This window comes from Streptomyces sp. NPDC040718, assembly GCF_055593565.1.
This window is the reverse complement of sequence record NZ_JBVIXO010000005.1, coordinates 140,670-165,383: the sequence shown is the minus strand read 5'-3', so window position 1 is coordinate 165,383 and position 24,714 is coordinate 140,670. Positions and strand designations below refer to the sequence as shown.

Annotated in this window: 18 protein-coding genes and 1 pseudogene; 16 read left to right on the top strand and 3 right to left on the bottom strand. The window is 72.2% G+C overall.

What is annotated here, in order from left to right:
- Nucleotides 1-181 precede the first annotated feature (181 nt).
- Together ACZ597_RS14895 and ACZ597_RS14890 are read left to right on the top strand one after the other, a co-directional pair.
- Nucleotides 182-1,585 (top strand): sulfatase family protein, encoded by a 1,404-nt coding sequence (locus ACZ597_RS14895; protein ID WP_471329185.1) that lies wholly within the window; start codon nucleotides 182-184, stop codon nucleotides 1,583-1,585.
- 81 nt (nucleotides 1,586-1,666) lie between these two features.
- Entirely contained in the window at nucleotides 1,667-2,566 is a 900-nt protein-coding gene (locus ACZ597_RS14890; protein ID WP_471329182.1) for a formylglycine-generating enzyme family protein, read from the top strand.
- Between the two features lie 79 nt (nucleotides 2,567-2,645).
- Here ACZ597_RS14890 and ACZ597_RS14885 read toward each other — a convergent pair whose 3' ends face one another.
- Nucleotides 2,646-4,886, bottom strand: coding sequence for a sulfatase-like hydrolase/transferase (locus tag ACZ597_RS14885; RefSeq protein WP_471329179.1), 2,241 nt, complete (start codon nucleotides 4,884-4,886; stop codon nucleotides 2,646-2,648).
- A gap of 539 nt (nucleotides 4,887-5,425) precedes the next feature.
- Here ACZ597_RS14885 and ACZ597_RS14880 point away from each other — a divergent pair.
- The 9 genes and pseudogenes from ACZ597_RS14880 (at nucleotide 5,426) to ACZ597_RS14840 (ending at nucleotide 14,398) form a co-directional block, all read left to right on the top strand.
- Entirely contained in the window at nucleotides 5,426-6,421 is a 996-nt protein-coding gene (locus ACZ597_RS14880) for an amino acid ABC transporter permease (RefSeq protein ID WP_471329176.1), read from the top strand.
- A complete protein-coding gene (locus ACZ597_RS14875; protein ID WP_471329173.1) occupies nucleotides 6,418-7,203 on the top strand; it encodes an amino acid ABC transporter ATP-binding protein in 786 nt (261 codons plus the stop codon). Before ACZ597_RS14880 ends, ACZ597_RS14875 begins: the two co-directional genes overlap by 4 nt.
- A gap of 53 nt (nucleotides 7,204-7,256) precedes the next feature.
- Nucleotides 7,257-8,282, top strand: coding sequence for an ABC transporter substrate-binding protein (locus tag ACZ597_RS14870; RefSeq protein WP_471329170.1), 1,026 nt, complete (start codon nucleotides 7,257-7,259; stop codon nucleotides 8,280-8,282).
- 7 nt (nucleotides 8,283-8,289) lie between these two features.
- Entirely contained in the window at nucleotides 8,290-9,000 is a 711-nt protein-coding gene (locus tag ACZ597_RS14865; RefSeq protein WP_471329167.1) for a GNAT family N-acetyltransferase, read from the top strand.
- Nucleotides 9,001-9,126: 126 nt separating this feature from the next.
- Nucleotides 9,127-10,272, top strand: a complete 1,146-nt coding sequence (locus tag ACZ597_RS14860) for an LLM class flavin-dependent oxidoreductase (protein ID WP_471329164.1) — start codon at nucleotides 9,127-9,129, stop codon at nucleotides 10,270-10,272.
- 27 nt (nucleotides 10,273-10,299) lie between these two features.
- Entirely contained in the window at nucleotides 10,300-11,685 is a 1,386-nt protein-coding gene (locus ACZ597_RS14855) for an NtaA/DmoA family FMN-dependent monooxygenase (protein ID WP_471329162.1), read from the top strand.
- Between the two features lie 14 nt (nucleotides 11,686-11,699).
- Nucleotides 11,700-12,503: pseudogene (locus ACZ597_RS14850) on the top strand (LLM class flavin-dependent oxidoreductase); the annotation flags it as partial.
- Nucleotides 12,504-12,515: 12 nt separating this feature from the next.
- A complete protein-coding gene (locus tag ACZ597_RS14845) occupies nucleotides 12,516-13,634 on the top strand; it encodes an LLM class flavin-dependent oxidoreductase (RefSeq protein ID WP_471329159.1) in 1,119 nt (372 codons plus the stop codon).
- 467 nt (nucleotides 13,635-14,101) lie between these two features.
- Nucleotides 14,102-14,398, top strand: a complete 297-nt coding sequence (locus tag ACZ597_RS14840) for a hypothetical protein (protein ID WP_471329156.1) — start codon at nucleotides 14,102-14,104, stop codon at nucleotides 14,396-14,398.
- 71 nt (nucleotides 14,399-14,469) lie between these two features.
- Here ACZ597_RS14840 and ACZ597_RS14835 read toward each other — a convergent pair whose 3' ends face one another.
- Nucleotides 14,470-15,678, bottom strand: coding sequence for an NAD(P)/FAD-dependent oxidoreductase (locus ACZ597_RS14835; protein ID WP_471329152.1), 1,209 nt, complete (start codon nucleotides 15,676-15,678; stop codon nucleotides 14,470-14,472).
- Between the two features lie 401 nt (nucleotides 15,679-16,079).
- Between ACZ597_RS14835 and ACZ597_RS14830 the strand changes: the two genes are divergently transcribed.
- The 3 genes from ACZ597_RS14830 (at nucleotide 16,080) to ACZ597_RS14820 (ending at nucleotide 17,641) form a co-directional block, all read left to right on the top strand.
- Nucleotides 16,080-16,475: a carboxymuconolactone decarboxylase family protein gene (locus tag ACZ597_RS14830; protein ID WP_471329149.1), complete on the top strand. Its 396-nt coding sequence runs from the start codon at nucleotides 16,080-16,082 to the stop codon at nucleotides 16,473-16,475.
- 3 nt (nucleotides 16,476-16,478) lie between these two features.
- Complete coding sequence (locus ACZ597_RS14825; protein WP_471329146.1) at nucleotides 16,479-16,709, top strand: hypothetical protein; 231 nt, start codon at nucleotides 16,479-16,481, stop codon at nucleotides 16,707-16,709.
- 137 nt (nucleotides 16,710-16,846) lie between these two features.
- Entirely contained in the window at nucleotides 16,847-17,641 is a 795-nt protein-coding gene (locus ACZ597_RS14820) for a hypothetical protein (RefSeq protein WP_471329142.1), read from the top strand.
- Nucleotides 17,642-17,751: 110 nt separating this feature from the next.
- On the opposite strand, the gene ACZ597_RS14815 is transcribed toward ACZ597_RS14820, so the two are convergent.
- A complete protein-coding gene (locus ACZ597_RS14815; RefSeq protein WP_471329138.1) occupies nucleotides 17,752-18,753 on the bottom strand; it encodes a translation initiation factor 2 in 1,002 nt (333 codons plus the stop codon).
- 103 nt (nucleotides 18,754-18,856) lie between these two features.
- On the opposite strand from ACZ597_RS14815, the gene ACZ597_RS14810 reads away from it, so the two are divergent.
- A complete protein-coding gene (locus ACZ597_RS14810; RefSeq protein WP_471329136.1) occupies nucleotides 18,857-23,335 on the top strand; it encodes an NACHT domain-containing protein in 4,479 nt (1,492 codons plus the stop codon).
- Nucleotides 23,332-24,705 (top strand): esterase/lipase family protein, encoded by a 1,374-nt coding sequence (locus tag ACZ597_RS14805; protein ID WP_471329133.1) that lies wholly within the window; start codon nucleotides 23,332-23,334, stop codon nucleotides 24,703-24,705. The genes ACZ597_RS14810 and ACZ597_RS14805 overlap by 4 nt, the downstream gene beginning before the upstream one ends.
- The last annotated feature ends 9 nt before the right edge of the window (nucleotides 24,706-24,714 follow it).

Genomic DNA, 24,714 nt, shown 5'->3' with positions numbered 1-24,714 from the left:
GGCGAGCGCCCTGTGTACGGTCGTCCCGGCGCGCTGAACGCGCCTTCCTCCCCCACGGGATCCCCACCTGGCGCCCCTGCCTGACTCCCGTCTCTTCCCCTTCCGCACCGCAGTCGGCGGCTTCCGGCCGCCCGCCCTGCCGTGCCTCCATGCGCCGACGCACCCAGGAGGAATGGACATCATGAGCGAGAACAGACGATCCCCGGTGAGCCGCCGCGGCTTTCTCGGCGGTGCCGCCGCCGTGGCGGCCGCCACCGCCGTACCCGCCCTCGCGCAGGTCGCCGGAGCCGGTCCCGCCGCTGCCGCCGGCCGCCCGAACATCCTGCTGATCGTCACCGACGACCAGCCCAAACACACCGAGTGGGCCCTGCCCAAGACCGTCGCCTGGCTCGCCGACCAGGGCGTGAAGTTCACCAACGGCCACGTCACCACCCCGCTGTGCGCGCCGTCCCGGTCCAGCGTCTTCTCCGGCCGCCACGCCCACAACCACGGCGTCCGCAACAACGGCGCCTCCCACGCCCTCGACCAGAGCACCACCGTGCAGAAGTACCTCAAACAGGCGGGCTACCGCACCGGCCTGTTCGGGAAGTACCTCAACTCCTGGACCCTCGCGGACAGCCCGCCGCACTTCGAGGAGTTCGCCCTCCTCCAGCCCGGCTACGTCGACGCCCAGTGGAACGTCAACGGCACCGTCCAGACGATCAACGGCTACACCACGAACATCATCAAGAACCGCACGCTGAACTTCCTCGACAAGGCCGCCACCGACACCAGGCCCTGGTTCGCGTACGTCACCCCCTACGCCTCCCACGGCCCGCGCACCCCCGAGGCGAAACACGCGGGCACCCCCGTACCGGACTGGAACGGCCGACCGTCGGTCCCCGAGAACGACCGCAGCGACAAACCGGCGTACATCCGGAACGCCACCGGCACCCTCGCCGACGGTCAGGCCATCCGCGCCGAGCAACTGCGCACGCTGCTCTCCGTCGACGACGCGGTGCAGGCCTTCAAGGACAAGCTCCAGGCCCTGGGCCAGCTCGACAACACCCTCGTCATCTACATCGGCGACAACGGGTTCAGCTGGGGCGACCACGGCTGGACCGCCAAGTCAGTGCCGTACCGCCCTGCGCACGAGGTGCCGTTCTACCTCTCCTGGCCGGCCGGCGGCCGCGGCGCGGGGACCGCGGACAACCGGATCGTCGCCAACATCGACATCGCGCCGACCATCCTCGACGCGGCGGGCATCACCCCCGCCGCACCCCAGGACGGCCGCTCCCTCCTCTCCTCCTACAGCCGCGACCACTTGCTGGTGGAGTGGTGGAAGCAGGGCACCGGCACCGGCGGGGCACCGACCTGGTCCTCGTACGTGGCCAAGGACAGGCAGTACACCGAGTACTACGACCTGACCACCGACGCGAACGGCACCGTGTCCGGTACCGGCCAGGTGAGGTTCCGCGAGTACTACGACCTGGCGGGCGACCCGTACCAGCTGGCCAACAAGCTCTACCAGGCCACCCCCGCCGAGGAGCAGGCCCTCGGCATCCCCGCCTTGGCTGCCCAGCTCGCCGTCGACCGCGTGTCCTGACCCGTACACCCGCACCGCCGGCCGGGCGCCCGTACCGCGAGGCACGGGCGCCCGGCCGCCTACCGTCCCGACGGAGCCGTCATGCCCGCATGCTGCACCCCCGGCCACGCCCACGCCCCGACGCTCACCCTCGCCCCGCCGCCCCCCACACCGCCGCTCTCCCGCGTGGCCCGGCAGCTGCTCAGCCTGCCCGGCGGCAGCTTCCTCATGGGCACGGACGACCCGGAGGGCTTCCCCGCGGACGCCGAGGGGCCGGTCCGCGAGGCGGCCGTGGACTCCTTCCGTATCGCGGCCACGGCCGTGACCAACGCCCAGTTCGCCACCTTCGTCAAGGCCACCGGCCACACCACCGAGGCTGAGCGCTTCGGCTTCTCCTTCACCTTCGGGGCGTTCCTCGCCGAGGAGGTCGCCGCGGTCTCCCCGTCCGTGGCGGCCGTCCCGTGGTGGCGGGCGGTGGAAGGGGCCAGCTGGCGCCACCCCGAAGGGCCCGGCTCGCACGTCACCGGCCGGCAGCACCACCCCGTCGTCCACGTGTCCTGGCACGACGCCCAGGCATACTGCGACTGGTCCGGGACCCGCCTGCCCACCGAGACCGAGTGGGAGTACGCGGCACGCGGTGGCCTGGAGCAGTGCCGTTACCCGTGGGGAGACGAGCTCATGCCCGACGGCCGCCACATGTGCAACATCTGGCAGGGCGACTTCCCGGTGCACAACACCGCCGCCGACGGGTACGCGGGCACCGCGCCGGTGAAGTCCTTCCGGCCCAACGGCTTCGGGCTCTACAACACCGTCGGCAATGTCTGGGAGTGGTGCGCGGACTGGTTCACACCGGGTGAGGAGACCGCACGGGCGATGCGCGGCGGTTCGTACTTGTGCCACGACTCCTACTGCAACCGTTACCGGGTGGCCGCGCGCAGTTCCAATACGCCCGACAGTTCGACCGGCAACACCGGGTTCCGGGTGGCCGCCCACCCTGCCTGATCCGGTCCGACGCGTGCCGCGGAGGCCGTTCCGGGAGCGACGCTCCGGAACGGCCTCCGCGGCCTGTGGGCTGGAGTGTTCACTCCACCGTGACGTGGGCCAGGGCCCAGGACGTGTGGTCGAAGGACGTGCGGTTGTTGGCGTCCTCGACCACGAGGCGCAGTACACGTACCCCGCGGACGTCCAGGTCGACGCGGAACGCGCCGGCGGCCGCGGTCAGTGTCGGGGTGGTCAGCAGCAGGCGGTCGTCGCCGTAGACCTTGGCCCGGGTGGCACCGGCGCTGCTCTGCTTGGCGGAGAAGTCGTCGATGCCGACAAGAGAGGTGAACCGGACGGCAGCACCACCGAGGTGGTAGGCGATGTCGCTGGGCGCGTGGACGCCCAGGCCCTTGAGGTACGTCGTACCGCCGAACGAGATCGGCGGGCCGTCGCCGGCGGCGTTCTTGCCGTTGGAGGCGTCGCGCTCCACCGGCCCCCAGCCGTTGGTGGCGCTGATCCAAGTGAGGTCGGAGAGGTACGAGTCGCGGGCAGGAGCGGCCGGTGGGGTCGGGACGGTGTCCGTCGCCGGGTAGCCGACCGGCCCGGATGGAGTGTCGGCGGTGCCTTCCGCGGTGAGCGCCCACGCGGTCGCCGGGGTGGCGTTCGCAGGCGGGGTCACCTGCCAGGAGGCGGTGAGGCGACCGCCGGCGGCGAGCTGGTCCGCCGTGGTCGGGGAGGCGGGGGTCACGGTCCAGCCGGTGGGGGCGCGCAGCGCGAGCACGGCGTTGGTCCAGGGCCGTGCGGACCCGTTGTCCAGTGTGGCGGTCACGGTGAACGCCTCACCGGGGACGGCCAGCCTGGGCAGGGTCAGCCGAGTGCCGAACGGTTTGCGGGGATAGGTGTCCTTCCAGGAGGAGCGCATCAGCGCCACGAGTTCGCCGGCCTTCGCCGAGTGCTTGTCGATGACGCTGCGCGTCTCGGCGGGATCGGCGGCCAAGTCGTACAGCTCCACCTGCCACTTGTCGTCGGGGAGGCTGTGGTCCCGCTCGGGGGCGAAGCGAACTGCCTTCCAGTTGTCCCGGCGGACTGCCTCGGCCAGCCACGTGGCACGTTTGTTGTCCTGAGCGTTGGCCCGGCTGGTGACGCCCCACTCGTCGCGGAACCAGTACAGGTGTCCGTGGCGGGCCGAGTCGGTGCTGCCGGCGAGCAGGGGAGCGGCGGACAGGCCGTCCACATCGGTGGGAGAGGGGGCGCCGCCGAGCTCGGCCAGGGTGGGGAGCACGTCGGTCAGCGGGGTCGGACGGTCGCTGGTGCCCTGCCTGACGCGGCCGGGGCCCCAGGCGATGAGCGGGATCCGTACGCCGCCCTCGTAGAGGTTGCGCTTGTAGCCGCGCAGCGGGCCGTTGGCGTCGAACAGGTCGGGGTTCACTCCGCCCTCCTCGTGGGGGCCGTTGTCGCTGGTGACGAGGACGACGGTGTCCTGCTCCAGCCCGCGGGCGCGCAGCCGGTCGACCACCTTGCCGACGAGCGCGTCGAAGTAGCTGACCTGGGCCGCGTGCCCCTTGTTCGCGGCCGTCCAGCCGCGGTCGGCGTACGCGCTGCTGTCGGGTACGTCGCTGGGAGCGTGCGGCACGTTCGGGGTGAGCAGCAGCAGGAACGGCTCGGCGGCGTGGGCGTCGATGAACTCCAGGGCGTGCTGCTCCAGCAGGTCGGGGGCGTACACGGCCTTGACGCCGCCGATGTTGGCGGCGATGGGTTCCTTGGCATCGTTGTGCCACAGGTACTCGGGGTAGTACTCGTGGGCGTGGCCGTGGGTGATGTAGCCGTAGAACTCCTCGAAGCCGCGGGCGGCCGGATGGCTTTCCTGGCCGGCCGTCTCCGGTCCGAAGCCCCACTTGCCGACCAGGGCCGTCCGGTAGCCGCGGGCCCGGAGCACCTGGGCGAAGGTGGTGTCGGCGGCGGTGAGTGAACCCTGGCCGCCTGACGAGGGGTTGGCACGCACGGTGGAGTGGCCGGTGTGCAGTCCGGTCAGCAGGGAGCAGCGGGAGGGTGCGCACACGGCGGCGGTGGAGTATGCGTCGGTGAAGCGCAGTCCCTCGGCGGCGAGCCGGTCCAGGCGGGGTGTGGTGATCAGCTTCTGGCCGTAGGCACCGAGTTCGCCGTAGCCGAGGTCGTCGGCAAGGACGACGACGAAGTTCGGCGGCCTGCCGACCGGGCCGTCCCCCGTCTCCGGGACCGCCACCGAGGCCGCTGCCTGCTCCGACCCGGCGACGGTGGTGGTGGCGGCGGTCAGGCCGAGCACGGCGGACGAACCGGCCAGGAAGGTACGGCGGCTGGGCATGGGTGACTGCTCCTCGATGGCGGCTGCGGGTGTTCAGCCGATCATGGGTCGGCGAACCAAACCTGTTCCATGCACAGGGCATGAAGAACATGTGTCGGCGCCCTGCGCCGCGGAGCCGTTTCCTTCGCCCGCCCTGGCGCACCCGTCGTCGAGCCGGACGTCCGCCACCGTCCCCGTGCCCCGCCGGTGTCCCACGGCATCGACGATGAACGCCCTGTTGAGACGTCCGGGCGAGCCCCGGTTGTTGCCGCTGCATGGCGACCTCATGGCAGTCGTCCGGGCCTCCCGTCCGGGCGGCCCGGAGGTGCCTAACATCCCCGCACGGCCTGGGCCCCATGGGACCCGGTGGCCGTGCCCGTTCCGACTCAGCCAAGGACCGGTTCCGCCATGAGCGTTTCCCCCACCCTCAGCGTCGGCGAAGCGAAGGGCCGCCGCATTCGAATGAACCGCTGTGCATTGTTTCCGTCGGAGGCGTTGTGTGTCCCGCCCGTGAATTCGCCGGTACAGCCGGCCGGATACCCGTTCCCGGAATTCCGAATATGACCGAGCCTGCGGGAGTGTCCTTGACCGAATCGATTCTCCTGACCGCGCCGTCCGGCCCTTCCGGACGGTCCGGTCCGCCCGCTCCGGCAGAGCGGGTGCTGCCGCTGCGGCGGCCCGGGCGGTGGGTCGCCACCCTCGTCGTGCTGGTGCTGGCCTCCCAGGCCGCGCACGGGCTGCTGACCAACCCCTTCTACCAGTGGGACCGGTTCGCGTACTGGCTCACCCGGCCGGTGATCCTGGACGGTCTGCTCGTCACACTCCAGGCGGCCGCGTACAGCGCGGTCCTGGGGCTGCTGGGCGGCATCCTGCTGGCCCTCGGCAGGCTGTCGGCCAGCCCGGTACTGCGGACGGTGAGCTGGACGTACATCTGGCTGCTGCGCTCCGTGCCGCTGATCGTCGTCCTGCTCTTCCTCTACAACCTCAGCGCCCTGTACCCCACGCTGAGCCTCGGGGTGCCGTTCGGTCCGGCCCTCGTCACCTTCGACGAGTCGAAGCTGGCCACCGACATGGCCGTGGCGGTCGTGGGACTGAGCCTGGTCGAAGCGGCGTACGCCGCGGAGGTGGTCCGGGCCGGGCTGCTCTCCGTGGACCAGGGCCAGCACGAGGCCGCCGCCGCGCTCGGACTGCCCAAGCGCTACCAGTTCGCCCGGATCGTGTTCCCGCAGGCCCTGCGCTCCATCGTGCCCAGCTACGTCAACCAGCTGATCGGGCTCGTCAAGGCCACCTCGCTGGTGTTCTACGTCTCGCTGCTGGACCTGTTCGGCTCGGTGCAGAGCCTGGGCGCCACCTACCCCGGGGACGTGGTGCCGCTGCTGTTGGTCGCCACCGCCTGGTACGTGGTCCTGACCAGCGTCGTGTCCGTCGTGCAGTTCCACGTCGAGCGGTACTACGCGCGCGGGGCACTGCGGACCATGCCGCCCACCCCCCTGCAGCGGGCCCGGGCGGGCCTGCGCGAGCTGCGGGCACGCTTCCGGAAGGAGACCGCACGATGACCACCACCGCCACGACGGGTCCACCCGCCGCCATAGAGGTGCACGACGTGCACAAGTGGTACGGCGACCGGCGGGTCCTGGACGGGGTGAGCCTGAACGTCCCGCCGGGCACGGTCACCGCGGTGATCGGTCGCTCCGGCTCCGGCAAGTCGACCCTGCTGCGGGTCGTCAACCACCTGGAGAAGCCCGAGGCCGGTCAGGTCAGCGTGGGCGGCGAGCTGGTCGGCGTACGGAGGCACGGGACACGGCTCAAGGAGCTGAGCGAACGCGCGATCCTCGCCCAGCGCGGGCGGATCGGCTTCGTCTTCCAGAACTTCAACCTCTTCCCCCACCTCACCGTGCTCGACAACGTGGCCGCCGCGCCGGTGGCGACCGGACGGCTGCCCAGGCCGGAGGCCCGTGCGCTCGCCCGTGAGCTGCTGGAACGGGTCGGTCTCGGCAGCCGGGCCGACGCCTACCCGCGGCAGCTCTCTGGCGGGCAGCAGCAGCGGGTGGCCATCGCCCGCGCGCTCGCGCTGCGGCCCGGCGTCATCCTCTTCGACGAGCCGACCTCCGCGCTCGACCCGGAACTGGTCGGCGAGGTGCTGGCCGTCATCAAGGACCTGGCCGGCGGCGGGACCACCCTCCTGATCGTCACGCACGAGATCGGCTTCGCCCGCGAAGTCGCCGACGAGATCGTCTTCCTGGACGACGGCCGGATCGTCGAGCAGGGCCCGCCCGAGCAGGTCCTGGACAACCCGGTCCACCCCCGGACCCGGGAGTACCTGAGCAAAGTGCTCTGACCGCTTACCCCGCCCCGTACCTCTTACCCCGCGAGTCGAAGGAACGTCACCCCATGCACCACCTGAAGCCATTCCGCAGAGCCCTCGCCGCCGCGGCCGCCGCCGCGACCCTCGTCGCCGGGCTCACCGCCTGCGGCGGCAAGAGCGCAGCCACCGGAGCCGGCGGGACCGGTGCCCCGGCGGGCACCGCCACGGTCACCGTCGGCGCCCTGTCCAACGGCGCCGCGCAGCAGACCGACCTCACCGTCCCGGTGGAGGAGTCCCTCCGGGCGAAACTGCCCGAGGCCGTCCGTGAACGGGGGGAACTGGTCATCGGGGTGGGCGCGCTGCCCGCAGGGTTCCCGCCGCTGGCGTACGTCGGCACCGACCAGAAGACCCTGACCGGCGCGGAGCCGGACCTCGGAAGGCTGGTGGCCGCAACGCTCGGGCTGAAGCCGGTGGTGAAGAACTCCACCTGGGAGAACCTGTTCGTCGGCATCGACAGTGGCAAGGTCGACGTGGCCTTCTCCAACGTCACCGTCACCGAGGAGCGGAAGAAGAAGTACGAGTTCGCCTCGTACCGGCAGGACAACCTGGCCTTCGAGGTGCTGAAGGACAACCCCTGGCAGTTCGGCGGCGACTACCGCAACCTCGCGGGGAAGTCGGTCGCGGTGGCCCGGGGGACCAACCAGGAGAAGATCCTCCTGGAGTGGCAGGCGAGACTGCGGTCCGAGGGCAAGGACATCGACGTCAAGTACTTCCCGGACAGCAACAGCACCTACCTGGCGCTCAGCGGGAGGAAGATCGACATCACCTTCGTGCCGAACCCGTCCAGCGCGTACCACATCACCCAGACCGCCAACAGCGGCACGCCGACCCGTAACGCGGGCCGGTTCTCCGGCGCGGGGGAGACCCTCCAGGGGCTGATCGCGGCGACCGCCAAGAAGGACGGCAAGCTGGCCGAGCCCGTCGCGGCGACGATCAACCACCTGATCCAGAACGGGCAGTACGCGAAGCTGCTGGCGGCCTGGAACCTGTCCGAGGAGGCCGTGAAGACCTCCGAGGTCAATCCGCCCGGCCTGCCCCTGACCAACTCCTGAGCCTCCGATGCCACCCCACATCCTGGACAACCCCGCCTGGGCCTCGCTCTGCGGTCCGCACGCCCCGTTCGCCGTGCCGGCTCCGGACGGCGGCGGCCGCGCCGCCCGCTACCGCGACGACGTCTCCCCCTTCGCCGCCCTCGCCGACCCCGGCGACCCCCGCTCCTGGCATGATCTGCAGGCCCTGACCGGTCCCGGGCAGGTCGTCGGGCTCACCGGCCTGCTGGACCCGCCCGACGGCTGGGAGACCGTGGGCTCGGTCCCGGGCGTACAACTCGTCGACACCGGACTGAGCGCCGAACCGGCGCCCGAAGCGGTGCGGCTCGGTCCGGCCGACGTACCGGAGATGCTCGACCTCGTCGCCCTCACCCAGCCGGGCCCGTTCCTGCCCCGGACCGTGGAACTGGGCAGGTACCTCGGGATCCGCCACGAGGGCCGACTGATCGCGATGGCGGGGGAGCGGCTTCGGCCACCCGGCTGGACGGAGATCAGCGCGGTGTGCACCCGCCCCGGCCACCGGGGCCGGGGGCTGGCGACCCGGCTGGTGCGCGCGGTGGCCGCGGGCATACGGGAACGCGGGGAGGTGCCGTTCCTGCACACCGGGGCGTCCAACACCGCGGCGATCCGGCTGTACGAGTCGATCGGCTTCACGCCGCGCAGGCGGCCGCTGTTCCTCGCGGTCCGGACACCGGGCAACAAGGCTGCCAAATTCCCTTAATGCTGCGGTCATTGTGCCGCTGTTGCGTACGACGTAGCGTTTTTCGAACCGGTCCGAAGGATTTCCCGGACCCGTTTCCCCAGCCCCCTTCTTTTCCTTCCTTCACCACGGTCGATCAGAAAGGCGTTGTTCGACGTGTCCGAACTGCACCTCGCCGTCGCGCTCGACGGCGCCGGCTGGCACCCGGCTGCCTGGCGGGAGCCGGGCGCCCGGCCCGCTGAACTGTTGACGGCCCGGTACTGGGCCGACGTCGTCGCCGAGGCGGAGGCCGGGCTGCTGGACTTCGTCACCTTCGAGGATGGTCTGGCCCTCCAGTCGTCCGCGGCGGCGGAACCCGACGCGCGCACGGACCGGGTGCGCGGGCGTCTGGACGCGGTGCTGACCGCCGCCCGGATCGCGCCGCTGACCCGGCACATCGGTCTGGTACCGAGCGTGACGGCCACGCACACCGAGCCCTTCCACATCTCGAAGGCGATCGCCACGCTCGACCACGTCAGCCGGGGCCGGGCGGGCCTGCACGTACAGACCTCCGGACTGCCGTACGAGGCACGGCACTTCGGGCGCCGCGAGTTCCCGGTGCCGGTGGGCGAGCTGGCCGAGGAGGCCGCCGACCACGTGGAGGTGGTGCGCCGGCTGTGGGACAGCTGGGAGGACGACGCGGAGATCCGGGACGTGGCCACCGGCCGGTTCGTCGACCGCGACAAGCTGCACTACATCGACTTCGAGGGACCGCACTTCAGCGTCCGGGGGCCGTCGATCACCCCGCGTCCGCCGCAGGGACAGCCCCTTGTCACGGCCTCGGCCGGCACGGTGGCCCCCCGCGCCGCCCTGGTCGACCTCGTGTACATCACCCCGCGCGACCTGGACGAGGCACGGGCCGCGGCCGCCGTGCTGCCCCCGCCACCCGGCCTTCGGCACGTCTTCGCCGACCTCACCGTGTTCCTGGACGGGGACGGCCCGGCGGCCGCCGCCCGCCGCGACCGGCTCGACCGGGTCGCAGGCGCCCCGGCCCCCACCGGCGCCGCCACGTTCAGCGGGACCCCCGCCGAGCTCGCGGACCTGCTTCAGGAGTGGCGGGAGGCGGGCCTGACCGGTTTCCGGCTGCGTCCCGGCGTCATCGCCCACGACCTGCCCGCCATCACCCGCCGGCTGGTGCCCGAGCTCCAGCGGCGCGGCGTGTTCCGCAGTACGTACGAGGCGTCCTCGCTGCGCGGGCTGCTGGGTCTGGAACGCCCCGCCAACCGCTACGCCGCCGCAGCCCTCACGGTCTGACCTCGGATCCGGAACCGGAAGGACACCATGAGCACCAAGCCGCTCAAGCAGATCCATCTCGCGGCCCACTTCCCCGGGGTCAACAACACCACGGTGTGGAGTGACCCCGCGGCCGGCAGCCACATCGAGTTCGACTCTTTCGTCCGCTTCGCGCAGACCGCCGAACGCGCCAAGTTCGACTTCATCTTCCTCGCCGAAGGGCTTCGCCTGCGCGAACAAGGCGGGAAGATATACGACTTGGACGTGGTCGGGAGGCCGGACACCTTCACCGTGCTCGCCGCGCTGGCTGCCGTCACCGAGCACCTCGGCCTGACCGGAACCATCAACTCCACCTTCAACGAGCCCTACGAAGTGGCCCGCCAGTTCGCCTCCCTGGACCACCTCTCCGAGGGCCGGGCCGCCTGGAACGTGGTCACCTCCTGGGACGCCTTCACCGGGGAGAACTTCCGCCGCGGCGGATTCCTGCCCCGGGAGGACCGCTACACCCGGGCCCGGGAGTTCCTGGCCACCGCGACCGAGCTGTTCGACTCCTGGGACGGCACCGAGGTCACCGCCGACCCCGTCTCCGGCACCTTCCTGCGCGACGCACGCGCCGGGGCCTTCGCCCACCAGGGCCGCCACTTCGACATCGAGGGCCGCTTCAACGTGCCGCGCAGCCCCCAGGGCCGTCCCGTGGTCTTCCAGGCCGGCGACTCCGGCGAAGGCCGCGAGTTCGCCGCCGCATCCGCCGACGCCATCTTCGGCCGGTACGCAACCCTGGAGGAAGGCCGGGAGTTCTACGCCGACGTCAAGGGACGCCTGCCCCGGTACGGCCGCCGCCCGGAGGAGCTGCTGATCCTGCCGGCCGCCACCTTCGCCCTGGCCGACACCGACGCCCAGGCCCGCGAACTCGCCCACGAGGTACGGCGCTCCCAGGTCAGCGGAGCCACCGCGATCAAGTACCTGGAACACGTCTGGAACCGCGACCTGTCCGGCTACGACCCCGACGGACCGCTCCCGGACGTCGACCCGGACCCCGGCGAGAACACCATCGCCCTCGGCCGCGCGAGCGTACGGCAGTTCCGCGACCCGCTGGCCACCGCGCGTCAGTGGCGCGAGCTCGCCGAGGCCAAGAACCTCTCCATCCGCGAGCTGGTGATCGCCACCACCGCCAAGCAGACTTTCGTCGGCTCTCCCGCGACCGTCGCCGAGTCCATCAACAGCCTGGTGCAGGCGGACGCCGCCGACGGCTTCATCCTGGTCCCGCACATCACCCCGGACGGACTGGAGGGCTTCGCCGACACCGTCGTCCCCCTCCTTCAGGAACGCGGCGTCTTCCGCAGCGAGTACACCGGCACCACCCTGCGCGACCACCTCGGACTCGACGTGCCGGCGGTCCGGCCGGCCGGCGAGCGGCAGGCCACGGCCTCGTGAAGTTCCTGGCCATCACGCTGAGCCTGCTCGACCCCGTCCGGGCGTACGAGGACTACGCGACGCTGGACCACCTGTCCGGCGGCCGGCTGGAGCTGATGATCGGCAAGGGCAACGGCACGGCCCAGCGGGAGCTGTTCCACGTCACGCCCGAGGACCAGTGGGAGCGCAACAGCGAGGGTTACGAGCTGCTGCGGCGGCTCTGGCGCGAGGACCGGGTGACGGCGGAGCCCCGGTTCCGGCCGGCGCTGAAGGACGCCGAGGTGCTGCCCCGCCCCGGTGGGCCGCCCCCGCGGGTGTGGCACGGCAGCGCGACCAGCCGGGAGTCCGTGGACCTCGCCGCCCGCTACGGCGATCCGCTGTTCTCCGCGAACGTCACCCATCCGATCGGCCCGTACGCCGAGCTGATCCGCCACTACCGGGAGCGCTGGGAGCACTACGGGCACGACCCGGCGCTCGCCGTGGTGGGCGCGGGTACGGCCGGCTTCCACGCGGCCCGCACCTCGCAGCAGGCGGTGGCGGCGTACCGGCCGGCCTTCGAGCAGTACCTCGCCTTCCACGAACACGCCGGCGTGGAACCGGTGTTCCCGCACCTGGACGACTTCGTGGAGCGCAGCTCCGCGCTGATCGGCAGCCCCCAACAGATCGTCGAGAAGGTGCACCGCTACCACGAGCAGTTCGGCCACACCGTCCTGCACCTGCAGGCCGAGCCGGGCGGTCTCCCGCCGGCCGCCCACCGCGCCTCGCTGGAGCTGTTCCAGTCCGAGATCGCGCCGGTGCTGCGCCGCGAGATCCCCGATCCCCCCTTCGCCGATCTGTAAGGAGACCTGGCCATGTCCGGCATCCCGCTCGGGGTCCTCGACCTCATCCCGATCCCCTCCGGCTCCACCGCCGCCGACGCCCTGCACAACAGCATCGATCTGGCCCGGCAGACGGAACGGCTCGGCTACGCACGCTACTGGTTCGCCGAGCACCACCTCAATCCCGGTGTCGCCGGGACCTCCCCGGCGGTGGTGCTGGCCCTGACCGCCTCCGCCACCTCCACGATCCGGATCGGCTCCGGGGCCGTACAGCTCGGCCACCGCACGGCGCTGTCCACGGTCGAGGAGTTCGGCCTGATCGACGCCCTGCACCCGGGCCGCCTCGACCTGGGCCTGGGCCGCTCGGCGGGCCGGCCTCCGCAGCGGGCCGGGGAGGCGGAGCCCTTCGTCGGACACACCCCGAACGGGCTGCGCATCCCGGAGCGCTTCTCCTTCGCGCACCTGGCGGGCCATCCCCGGTTCGTGCTCCAGCAGAAGCTGCTGAACCTGCCCGGTGCCCAGCCGCAGGACTACGGCGAGCAGGTCGACGACGTCCTCGCGCTGCTGCGCGGCGAGTACCGGTCCGGCGAGGGCATCGAGGCGCACGCCGTCCCCGGCGAGGGGGCCGACGTACAGGTGTGGATCCTGGGCAGCAGCGGCGGCCAGAGTGCCGAGACGGCCGGCCGCAACGGCCTGCGGTTCGCCGCGAACTACCACGTCAGCCCGGCGAGCGTGCTGGAGGCGGCCGAGGGCTACCGGGCCGCGTTCAAACCCTCCGCCGAACTGGACCGCCCGTACGTCACCGTGTCCGCCGACGTGGTCGTGGCGGAGGACGACGCCACGGCCCGCGAACTGGCCGCCGGATACGCGCCCTGGGTACGCGGCATCCGCACGGCCGAAGGCGCCATCCCCTTCCCGTCCCCGGGAGAGGCACGGGCGCTGACAGGCTCCTGGACGGACGCAGACCGGAGGCTGGTGGCCGACCGGGTGGAGACACAGTTCGTCGGCTCGCCGCGGACCGTCGCCGATCACCTCGAACGGCTCCAGGAGGCCACTCGCGCCGACGAGCTGCTGATCACCACGATCACGCACGACCACGCCGACAGGGTCCGCTCCTACCGTCTCCTGGCCGAGGAATGGCGCCGCCGCTGACGTGCCCGCCGGGCGGTGCGGGGCGCCGGCTTGCCTGCGTCGTCCGATGGTGGCCGCCGGGTGCCGCGGGCCGTGCACGGTGATCCGCGGGACGCCGGCCTCTTCGGACGGTTGATGCAGCCGGTCCAGGACGTGGTGGGGCCCGATTGGCCTGCCGTCGGGACGGCAGGGGACGAGCCCGGTGAACGGATCGTCAGGATCGCCCCTCGTGCGGGTGGTCGGCGTCGCTCGGTGCCGTGTTCCAGGCGGCTCCTCGTTTTGTCGGCGGGGCCGCTTCTCGTGGCTTGTGTCGCATCGGCTGGACGTTCACGCGCGTGAATCTCGACGCGCTCCTGGCCCGTAGGGCCGACTGTGCGCCGCACCTCCGACTCGCGGCCCAACGACCAGAATTTCCGGCCGCGTGTACTAGGATCCGCCGCTAGCACCACTCGATCGACCGTTGCACACCCAAATCGGTAGGAGGTCCGATGATCGGCGTGCTCGTGACTTTCACGCAGACCGACAAGTTCGACCGTTCAACTCTCGCAAAGATTGCGGGCGAACTCCGAGGGCCGTTCGAAGGCATGGCCGGCCTTCGCTTCAAGAGCTTCATGCTCGACGAAGACGGCGCTCAGGCAAGGAACTTCTACGTGTGGGATGACGAGGAGAAGGCCCGTGCCTTCTTCACGGAGGAGCTCGTCGACAAGGTGACGGGGATTTATGGCGGCCCGCCCAGAATCGAATACCTCGATATCGTGGGGTTCGTCGACAACTCTGGCACCTGATTCCCAGGAGGCTGTCGCACGAACCCTGCCGTCGGTCCGTTCCGGACCATCGGGGGATGCCACGGAACTTCCTAGCCGGCCGCGGGGGCCAAGGCCGGGTCGGAGAAGAACGCCGAAGGAGCGGTCACCCCGGCGATCACCCGGGCGAACCCGTCCATCGCCTCTTGCCGCTGCGCGATGGCGCCGAACACCTGCTGCATCTGCGGGGTCGGCGGGGCCAGCTGGGCGAAGTCGGCGGTGAACTCGTACATCTCCTGTACCCGCGCGTCGCGGGCCTCTTGGTAGTCCCGCATGGCCTCCGCGAAGAGGCGTCGTCCGGTGAGGCCCTCGTCGACGGCCCGGGCGCACAGCTCCGCGTCCTGGAAGGCGTCCTGGATGCCCTGCGCGGTGATGAAGTCCTTGAGGTAGCCGGCGTCCCCGACCAGGGCCCAGCCCGGTCCGTACGGCGTGCGGAAGTAGTTCGGGACGGCGGCCCCGACGAGCCGCTCCACGCGGCTGGCCGAGGCGGTCCGTTCGGCGAGGGAGGGAGCCAGAGCGATGGTGGCCAGGTACTCCGCCTCGGCGTCGGCCCGGTGCGCCTCGGCTTCGCGCATCGGCCAGCCGCAGATGAGCAGGGTCAGGCCGTCGTTGGTCGGCCAGCCCGCGAACCCCCGGTCGGGCCGAAGGAAGGCCTCGAAGTGCTCGAACCCGAGCCCTGACCAGTAGGTGTAATAGCTGGCCTGCAGTTTCGGCTTCTCAGCGTACGAGGCGGCTCCGACGGTCCGCGCGACGAACGAGTGGGCGCCGTCCGCGCCGATCACCACCTGGGCGTGCTCCGTCACCTGGGGGCCTTCGTGCCCGCGGCCCCTGATCCCGGTCACGGTGCCGTTCGCACCCTCGCCGTCGGTCACCAACTCCTCGACGGAGAATCCCTCACGCACCTCGACGCCCGCTTCCGAGGCCGCATCCACGAGGATCTTGTCCAGAACGGTGCGGCGCGGTGCGTACGATCCGGAGAACCCGCACCCGGCCGGGGAACCCGCCAGGGTGAGCGGTCCGAGGTCGAACGAGTAGGTGGTGATCTCGGGCAGACCGCCGGCGGTCACTCGGCCCAGCAGGCCCCAGCGGTCCAGGGCCGCCAGGCCCGGCGGGTGGATCAGGTGCGTGGAGACGGTGTCGCTGGGGAAGCGGGCGCGGTCCACCAGGAGCACCCGGTGGCCCCGGCGGGCCAGCAGCATCGCGGTTGGTGCACCCGCGCAGCGGCCCCCGACGACGATGGCGTCGTAGGTCTTGTTCGTCATGGCCTCACCTGCAGGTTGCTGTTCTTCCACGCTATCCGCGAACCCCGGCCGGCGCGCCCCGGAGAGGTGCCCGCGGTCTCGGCCGACTGTGCGGACGGACGGGGCCGGATTCGTCCGGCGGCCGCGCGTCCGGGGGTCCCGGCCGTGAAACACCTGTAGCCGGACGATCACCATCCGTGCCGGGCGTCCCGGTGGGGCGGCCTCTCCGCCCATCGCCGGAGACGGCGGAGGTGCGTAGGCTTGAGGTGAGGGCCCGCCGGTGCCAGAGGGCTCTCTCCGCCGGGGCGGTGGGGTGCGGCGCAACGGCGGTCCGAGCCCGTCGATGACCGGTGCCGACACGCTCGCGACCAGCGCGGGCGAGCTTGGTCGGGCACGCGGAGCCTTCGGAGGAGGCTGTCGTCATGACGACCACGGTCAGTCGCGCCGAAGTCGAAGCGGACATCAAGGAAACCCTGGGCCTGGTGCCGCACTTCTTCCAGAGCATTCCGACCGAGCTGCTGGGCCCGGAGTGGGAGATCTTCAAGCGGATCGAACTCGGCGAGACGCTGATTCCGAACAAGTACAAGGAGCTGATCGGCGTCGGGCTGCATGCCGAGACCAAGTGCCGGTACTGCAGCCTGTTCCACGCCGAGGCGGCCAAGCTCTTCGGTGCCACGGACGAGGAGATCCAGGAAGCCGTGCACTACGCGAAGGCGAGTCTGGGCTGGAGCGCCTACATCAACGGCATGCAGGAGGACTACGACCAGTTCGCCTCCGAGCTGGGCCAGGTCGTCGAGTACGTACGTTCCAAGGGCTGACCGATGCTGCTGGAGAGGCTGCGCCCGGCGGTGCTTCGAGGCACGTTCCACGTGTACGAACTGTCGGCACTGGTCACGGCGGCCCGCTACGTCGTGGAGTCCGCTCCGGCCGACGTGCCGGCCGAGTCGCTGGACCGTCTCCGCCAGTTGCTGGACGATTACGACCGGCAGGTGCAAGACCTGCCGGCCGCGGCCGCCGAGCCGACAGGAGGCGGCCCTGCGGCGGCAACGTGAACGGCAGAGATGCCGCCCATGTCCACTTCAACAGGCCCCCTCGAGACTCGGCCTGGCCGGAAACGGTACCCGCGGCCTGTGCAGGGCCACGGGCGGGGGTTCACAATGGCCGGCGCCCACCAGCTGGAGGTTCCCCGATGGCGCCCGCCCTGATGACCGGCTTCGACGAGGTCTACTCCCTACCCGACCCGCGCGGATACTTCACCGCGCTCCGCCCGTACGACTACCAGAGCCCGCACCACGCCCAGCGCCTGTTCAAGGGCCTGCTGGCGCGGCTTGGCCCGGGTCCGCTCACGGTGCTCGACCTGTGCTGCTCCTACGGCGTGAACGCGGCGCTGCTGACGTGCGCGGTCACCCTGGAGGACCTGTACGAGCGCTACACCTCACCCGCTCTCGCCCGGCTAGGGACCTACGAACTCATCGACCGCGACCGCGCGTTCTACGCGGAGCGCCGGCTGCCCGGGGCCGTGCGTGTCGTCGGCGCCGACGCCTCACGGCCTGCCGTCGACTACGCCCTGGCGGTCGGACTGCTCGCCGAGGGTTACGCCGAGAACCTCGAAACCGAGGGCGTCGAGCCGAGCAAGGGTTTGCTGCGGGCCGCCGCCGAGGCGTCGCTGCTCACCGTGACCGGCGGCAGCAGCTTCCTGACGCCCCGCACCTACGGCCCGCTGGTCGCTGCTTCCGGCGGCCGGATCACGGTGGCCTCGGCGGTGGTGCGCCACCACGACTACGGGGCCGTGGCAGCCGCGCTGGAGGCGTACGGCCTGACCGACCGGCGTTCCGAGGTCACGTACCGGCACCGCCGCTTCACCGACGAAGCGGAACAGGCCCGGGTGGTCGCCGAAGTCCTCGCGCGCGGAGAGGACCCGGCGGGCAAGGAGGCCCAGGGCTGGCTCCACACCTGGATGCACATCGCCCGACCGCGCTCCTGACAGCCGACGGGCGGGGAAGTGTGCGCGGAGCGGGGTGGTCTCCTCCACGCGACAGCCCTCCCGGGTGTCGTTGTGGGCCTGATTGAGGGCGGCGTTTCCCCGTCCTCCCGCTAGGCGCGCCGGGCCATCGCCCTGCGTTCGGCCGCCTCCACGTCCAGGCGGCCCGAAGGGCTGCCGGCGCGGGCGGTGACGGCTTCGCGTACCAGGGCCATGTAGAAGAGTGCCGGAGCGCAGGGGGTCCACACCCGGCCCTCCTCCAGGAGGAAGTCGAGGACGCTGTCCGGGTCGGCGGGCACGAACCGGAACTGGTCGTGTTCCCACTTGTCCTCCACGCCCCTGCTGCGGCGCCTGGTGAGGTCGTCCGCCGTCAGTCCGGGGAGCACGGCGCGGTAGAAGGCCGCCCACTGGTGGTTGCGCAGGTCCAGGGCGAAGGCGAGCAGCTCCAGTTCGACCTCGTCGTCGTCCTGGACGGCGAGCTCCTCCCGCAGCGCGCGGCGCGCCACGGCGTGGAGGCTGATCGGGGAGCCGTCCGCGGGAACGTCGTGGATGGCGGCGAGGCCCTCGTTCGCCGAGGAGTTCCAGCGCTCGGTGTTGTGGCCCGCCACGGTGGCGCTGCGGCGGGCGAAGACCATCTGCCGGTCGGGCCCGGTCCGCACCGCCACGTTGATGCCGAAGCTGCAGGAGAGGAAGGCCGGAGCCGTCACCGGGTCCGTGTCCTCCAGGTACTGCGTGCGCAAGGTGGCCGGCTCGCCTTCGCGCAGCGGAGTGTCGAGGTTGACCGACGTGGCCAGGAAGTCGAAGTAGTCGGCGTCGCACAGGCTCAGCTGCACGATCGGCAGCTCGTCCTCGTTGGTACGGGAGAGCACGATGCTCTCCACGGCGAAGCGGGGGTTGTTCCACCGGTGGGGCTCGCCCGCCGCCTGCTTGCGCTCCTCCTCCGCCTGGATCGCCTGCCGCCACCGCTGCACCTCCAGGGGCAGCGACACCCGGCGGAGCCCCGGCTCGTGGATGACCTTCACGTTCTCTTCGAGGATCGGGCGGGTGCCGTCCCCCTCGAAGACGTAACAGTCCGTGAGGAGATGCCCAACGATGAATCCCTCTCGCTGCGTCACCGAAACCCCTTGGTGTGATGTCGAGTTGAGTGAGAATCGTGCCATGCGCCGCACGGCGCACGAAGGCGTTCCGGCTGGGCTTCTCGGGGGAGGGCGGTTCCGGATGGTCGATGTCCCGCACGACGGCGTCGTGGCCACGGTGGTGGTGGACCAGTACCGGGGTGACGTCCTCCGCCGGCGCGACCGCTCCTACCTGCGCCGCAGTGCCGGCCACTTCACCGAGCAGGCGAAGCGGCTCGGCTTCGACGCGCCGCCCCTCCGGGCGGCCGCCACGGGGGAGGCGGACACCACGGGCCCGCCCCTGGTGCGCGAGCGCGTCCGGGAACTGGTGGCGCGACTGCGCGAGCAGCCGGCCGGCCGGAAGATCCTCTACTGGACCGGGCACGGTGAACGGATCGGCGGCACGTTCTACCTGGCCTGCCAGGACTCCTATGCCGCCGGGCAGTTCGACCCCGCGCGGGCCGTATCCGCCGCCGAACTCGTCTCCTGGCTGGCCGAGGACACCACGGACACCCTCCTCGTCCTGGACGCCTGCTTCTCCGGAACGGCGCTGGACGACGTGAACGAACAGGTCAAGGCCGCCCGGGGGCGGGCGGGGGAGGGGAGGCGGAGCGACGCCGGGTTCGCGGTGATCGCCACCGCCGAGGCCGACGAGGAGGCGGTCGAGGGGCGGTGGGTCGCCCGGCTGCGCCAGGTGCTGGACACGGCCGACGCGCAGACGCGCGCGGTGCCGCTCTTCCACCGTGAGAACCCCGTCGTCGCGTTCACGCACCTCATGCTGGCCGTCCGGGCCCTGCTGGAGGACCAGGCACCCGAATGGTCCGAGGTACGGACCCTGCGGCCCGACTTCCTGCTCAACCCCTACTGCTCCGAGCGCGTGAAGCCCGCCCTGCGCCCGTCGGACGACGAGTCGTGGATCGGCGAGGAGCTCAGGGACGACGTCATGCCGGTCTTCTCCGGCTCCGGGGAGAGCCGGAACCTGCGCGACTTCGCCTCCCGCGACCGGATCCTCGGAGAGCTGGTCACCTGGATGGCGACCAGGAGCACGGGCCTGTTCGCCCTCTCCGGTGCCTCCGGCGCCGGCAAGTCCACACTGCTGACCTATCTGGCCCACCTGACGACGCGCGGCTTCCCGGCCTCGCTGCCCGCCGACCGGCGGCCGCGGATCCAGCCCGAGCTCTATTCCGTACACGCCGCACTGCACTGCCGGGGCAAGACCCTCGCGGCCCTCTGCGAGGAACTCGGCCGCCGGCTGGGCGCCCTCGGCCTCGGCCGGCCCGCCGACCCCGGACAGGCGGCGCCGCACCTCCTCGTCGAACGGATCGCCGCCCTCGCACAGCGGAAGGGCAGCCTGACCCTGCTGTTCGACGGACTGGACGAGGCGGCCGCCGGGCACGCCTTCGACATCGCGCGCGGGCTGCTCAACCCCCTCGCCGGAACACCCCTGGTGAAGGTGGTGGTAACCACCCGCCCCAACGCGCGCAGGAACCTGCCCGGCGAACTCCCCGCCGAGACCCTGCTGGAGGCCCTCCACTGCGAGGACCCGGTCGAACTGGACCGGCTTCCCGAGACCGAGGGCGACATCGCACGGCACGTCGAGCGGCTGCTGGGCCAGGACGACTCCCCCTACCGGCCCGCCGGGGCCGAGGAGGCACGGCGTACCGCCGCCCGCCACATAGCCTCCCGCAGCAACGGCCTCTTCCTCGTCGCCACGCTCTGGGCACGCAGGCTGGCCGGCCTGAGCGAGCTGCCGGAGCCCGACCGGATCGACGCCGAACTGCGGCACGGAACCGCCGTCCTGGATTCACTGCTCGGCGACGAACTCGACCGGCTGGACCCGGCCGAACCCGCGCGTGTCCGCGACCTGCTGCGCCCCCTGGCGCTGGCCCAGGGCAACGGGCTGCCCCAGCCCCGCGTCTGGCTGGCCATGGCCGACGCCGTGCGCCCGCCCGGCAACAGGGCGTACACCGAGCACGACCTCAGACACGTCATCGACGTGGCCACGGGAGTGGTCATCGCCCGGGACGGCGAGTTCGGCACGGAGGTCCACCGGCTGCACCATCCGAGCTTCGGCGCCCACCTGCTCGGCGACGAGGCCCACCAGCGACGGCTCCACCGGAGCGTCGTCCTGGCCCTGCGGCCGCCGCGCAGCGAGGACTGGGCGAGTGCCGAACCCTACGTGGCGCACTACGTGGCCGCGCACGCCGCACTCGCCGGCGACGCCACCCTGGACGAGCTGACGAGCGACTACCACTTCGCCGTGCACGCCTCCCCGGACGTCCTCGAACCACTGGTCGCCACCCGCCTTGCGGTCGCGCCCCGACCGGCTCTCTACGTGCAGGTCGCCGACCACTTCCGCACCCATCCGGCATCCGCCGCGCGGTGGGCCGTGCTGCGTGCGACCGCTCTCGCGGTGTTCCCCGCCGAGGTCCTCCGGGGCATTCCCCAGCCCCCCGAGGTCTTCTGGGACGACGTGTGGAGCAGCGCGGACCGGCTCCCGCTGCAACGGAGCTGGCCGGCGCCGATGGGCGGCGCGCTGGCGGTGCACTGGGAGGGGAGCGGCGAGGGACAGGGCACGGGGCACGGCCCGGGGCGGGGCGAGGGCGTCATCCACGCTGCGGGCGCCGGAGTGATCAGATCCTGGACCGCAGGAGGCCAGGAGGTCCGGGGTCGCGACACCGGACCGGCGGGCTGGACCGCCGCCGGCCGGCAGCGGGGGCTGGCGGTGGCCGGCGGCGGCGCCGACCGGGTGATCGCGACGCACGACGGGCGGGCGCTGCGGCTCTGGCGCGGCGAGGAGAGACAGCCCTTCGAAGAGCTGTACTGGGGAGGTTCCCCCGAGGCGGTCGCCGCCGTCCGGTGGAACGGGCTGGTGCACCTGGGAGCCGTGGAGGGCGGCCGGCTGTGGCTGTGGAAGTGGGACGGGAAGGGCACGTACGCCCGCGAACTGCTGCGATTACGCGTGCTGCCCGCCGCCGTGTCGTCCGTGGCGCTGCTCCCGCTGGAGGGCGCCGTCGCCGCGGTCGCGGGCGGGCCGGGGGGACTGACCCTGTGGGCCGTCCCGTTCCGCGGCGGCGTGCCGGGCGAACCCCTGCACGGCGCGGCACCGCTGCTGGGCACCGGCCAGCCCGTGCGGGCGCTGTCCGCCTTCGCCCTCCCGGACGGCCGGGGCGCCGTCCTCGCGGCCCTGGACGGCCGTGCGCTGTCCGTCTGGCGGATGCCCGACCCGCTGTTCGACGACGGCCGTGAACTCCTCCTCCACACGCGCAGCGCGGGGCAGGCGGTCAGTGTCGGCGAAGGGCCGGCGGGACTGCTCGTCGCGGTGCGCGAGGGCTCCGAGGTGCGGGTCTGGTCCGGATCGGGCACCGAGCACGTGCCCCTGCCGTGCACCAGCCACCACAGGTCGCTGGCGTTCGACCCTTCGGGCTCCGGGCGGCTGGCCGTGGCGGACGAGACGCGCGTCCGGGTCTGGGAGCCGCACTCTCCCGGCGAGCGGGAGGCGCCCGCGGCCGGACGGCGGACGCGGGGCGGCGACCCCCGGGCGAACCCGCGCGGGGCGGTCGCCGCCGGCGCGGCGAGCGAGTTCCTGCTGTGCAGATCGCAGGACACGGACGTGCTCGTGAGCCTGCACACCCCGGCCGGACCCCGGCTCGCCGGCCCGGTGCTGACCCACGGCGACCCGGTCACCGCCCTCGCCGCCGTGGCGTACGGGAAGCGGTGGACGGTGACGGCCGTCGGCCGCCGGACCGCCCGCGTGTGGACCCTCGGCCCGGGCCTCGACACCGAGGCCGCCGACGAGCTCCACCTCGACGGCGCACGGGACGTGCCCGTACCCTCGGTCGCCCTGCGCGCGGCCTCCGGGCAGCGCCTCGAACTGTTCTGGCCCTCCGGACAAGGGGTGGCCTGCTGGGAACGCGGTCCCGCGCCCGGGGCCGGCTGGAGCCGCGGGACCACACGGCCGATGGGCGCCTCGGGCAGCGTGCAGCGCCTCGCCGTGGCCGGCACGCCTGAGGGCCGGTCCTGGCTCTCGGCGTGGGGCGGCGACGCCGTGCGCGTCTGGGACCTCTCCGCCGCCGGGGCCAAGCCCTACGCCGTGGACTCCGTCCTGATCCACGCGGTCGCCACCGGGGTCCTGCGCAGGGGCAGCAGGACGATCCCGCTGGTGGCCGTCGCGTCAGGCAACGAGGTCGAGATCGCCGAGTGCGAGGGCTGGTTCTTCGGCGCGGCCACCACCCTTCCGCCACCGCCCGGCGGCGGACCCCTCGACGGCCTCGCCCTGGCCGGTCCGGCCCACCGGCCGCTGCTCGTCGGCTGGCGGAACACCTCCGGCCGCCTCCACCTGTGGGACGTCGTCGCCGAGCGGGCGCTCCCCGACGTCGAACCCCGCGGCTACGACGTCTCCGAGGTGGTCCCCGCCTTCGGCGACGCCGGGATCACCCTCCTGGTACGCGGCGGGCCGCAGGCCGCCCTGCGCTGCGACCAGCTGCTGCTGACCCCGGAGAACCTGATCCGTCTCGGCGTTCCGGTCACCGGGGGGAGCGCCACCCCGTTCCGTTCACTCGTGGAGGAGCACCAGCCGTGAAGGACGACCTTGTCGTTGTCGTGCCGGGCATCATGGGCACGGCGTTGACCTGGGAAGGCGCGGACGTCTGGAACCTCAGCCCGCGGGCCGCCGCCGAGGGGGTCTTCCGGCCCGGAAGGCTGCTGGAGCGGATGCGGCTCCAGCAGGGGATCGGGCACGAGGACCCGGAGCCGCGGCACACCCTGTCCCTGGGCGGCCCGATCCGGACCCAGCGCGTCCTGCCCGGACTCGTGGCACACCTCGGCTACGGCGGACTGGCCGAGCGGCTCGGGATCGCGCGCGAGCGGCTCGCCGTGTTCCCGTACGACTGGCGGCTCAGCAACGTCAACTCCGCCATGAAGCTCGACCGGTTCGTCGACGAGCGCCTCACCCGGTGGCGGACCACCGCGGACCCGGAGCGGTTCCCGGGCGCCCGGGACGCCAAGGTGGTCTTCGTCTGCCGATCCATGGGCGGGCTGGTCGTACGGCACTACGTGGAGGTGCTCGGCCGCCGTGAGGTGACGCGCGCGGTCGCCTCCCTCGGCACGCCCTACCTGGGCAGCGTGAAGGCGCTGCGGTTCCTGCTGGGCGAGGGGCTCGGACCGCTGCCGGGCCGGTGGCGGGAGGCGATGGCCGAGGTCTGCTCGACGTACCCGTCCCTGCACCAGTTGCTCCCGGTCTACAAGGCGGTCGTGACCGAGGACGGGCACCCGTCCCTCCTCAGCGGGATCCCGCCGGTCGCGGGGCTCGCGACCGCCACGGTCGTGGACGCCTTCAAGTTCCACCGCGACATGCAGAAGGCCGCCAGGGCGAACGAGGCCGGGAGGGCCGCAGCCTACGACCTCATCCCCCTGGGCGGTGCCACGCACCGCACCGCGCACGGCGTCTCGTTCGACGCCGCGGGCCACCCCCGGTTCCACGACGGCCTGCCCGGCGACCGCGGCCCGTGGCTGGGGGACGGAACCGTCCCCCAGCTGTCGGCGACCCCTCCGGAGCACCGGACCACGGCGTCGACCATGTGGTTCCCCCACCGCCACGCCTCGCTCCTCGACGCCGCACCCGTGCAGTACCAGCTGCGCAACATCTGCAACGGCGTCGAACGCCCCGGGTTCCTGGCGTCGGACCACGACATCGGCATCGAACTCCCGGACGTGGCCCTGGCGGGGGCGCCGATCGAGGTGTGGGCCACGAACGCGGACCGCGCCATGGACCTCCGCGTCCGGCGCCTCACGCAGGACGGCGGATGCGTCTCCGCCGATCCGATGCTGCCCAGCGGGGACGGCCGCCTCCGTGCGGAGGTACGGGCCGAACCGGGGACGTGGACCCTGGAGGTGTCCTCGCCGACGACCGGCTACGCCTGCCGGGACGCGGTACTGGTGATGGAGGGGTAGACGGCCGGC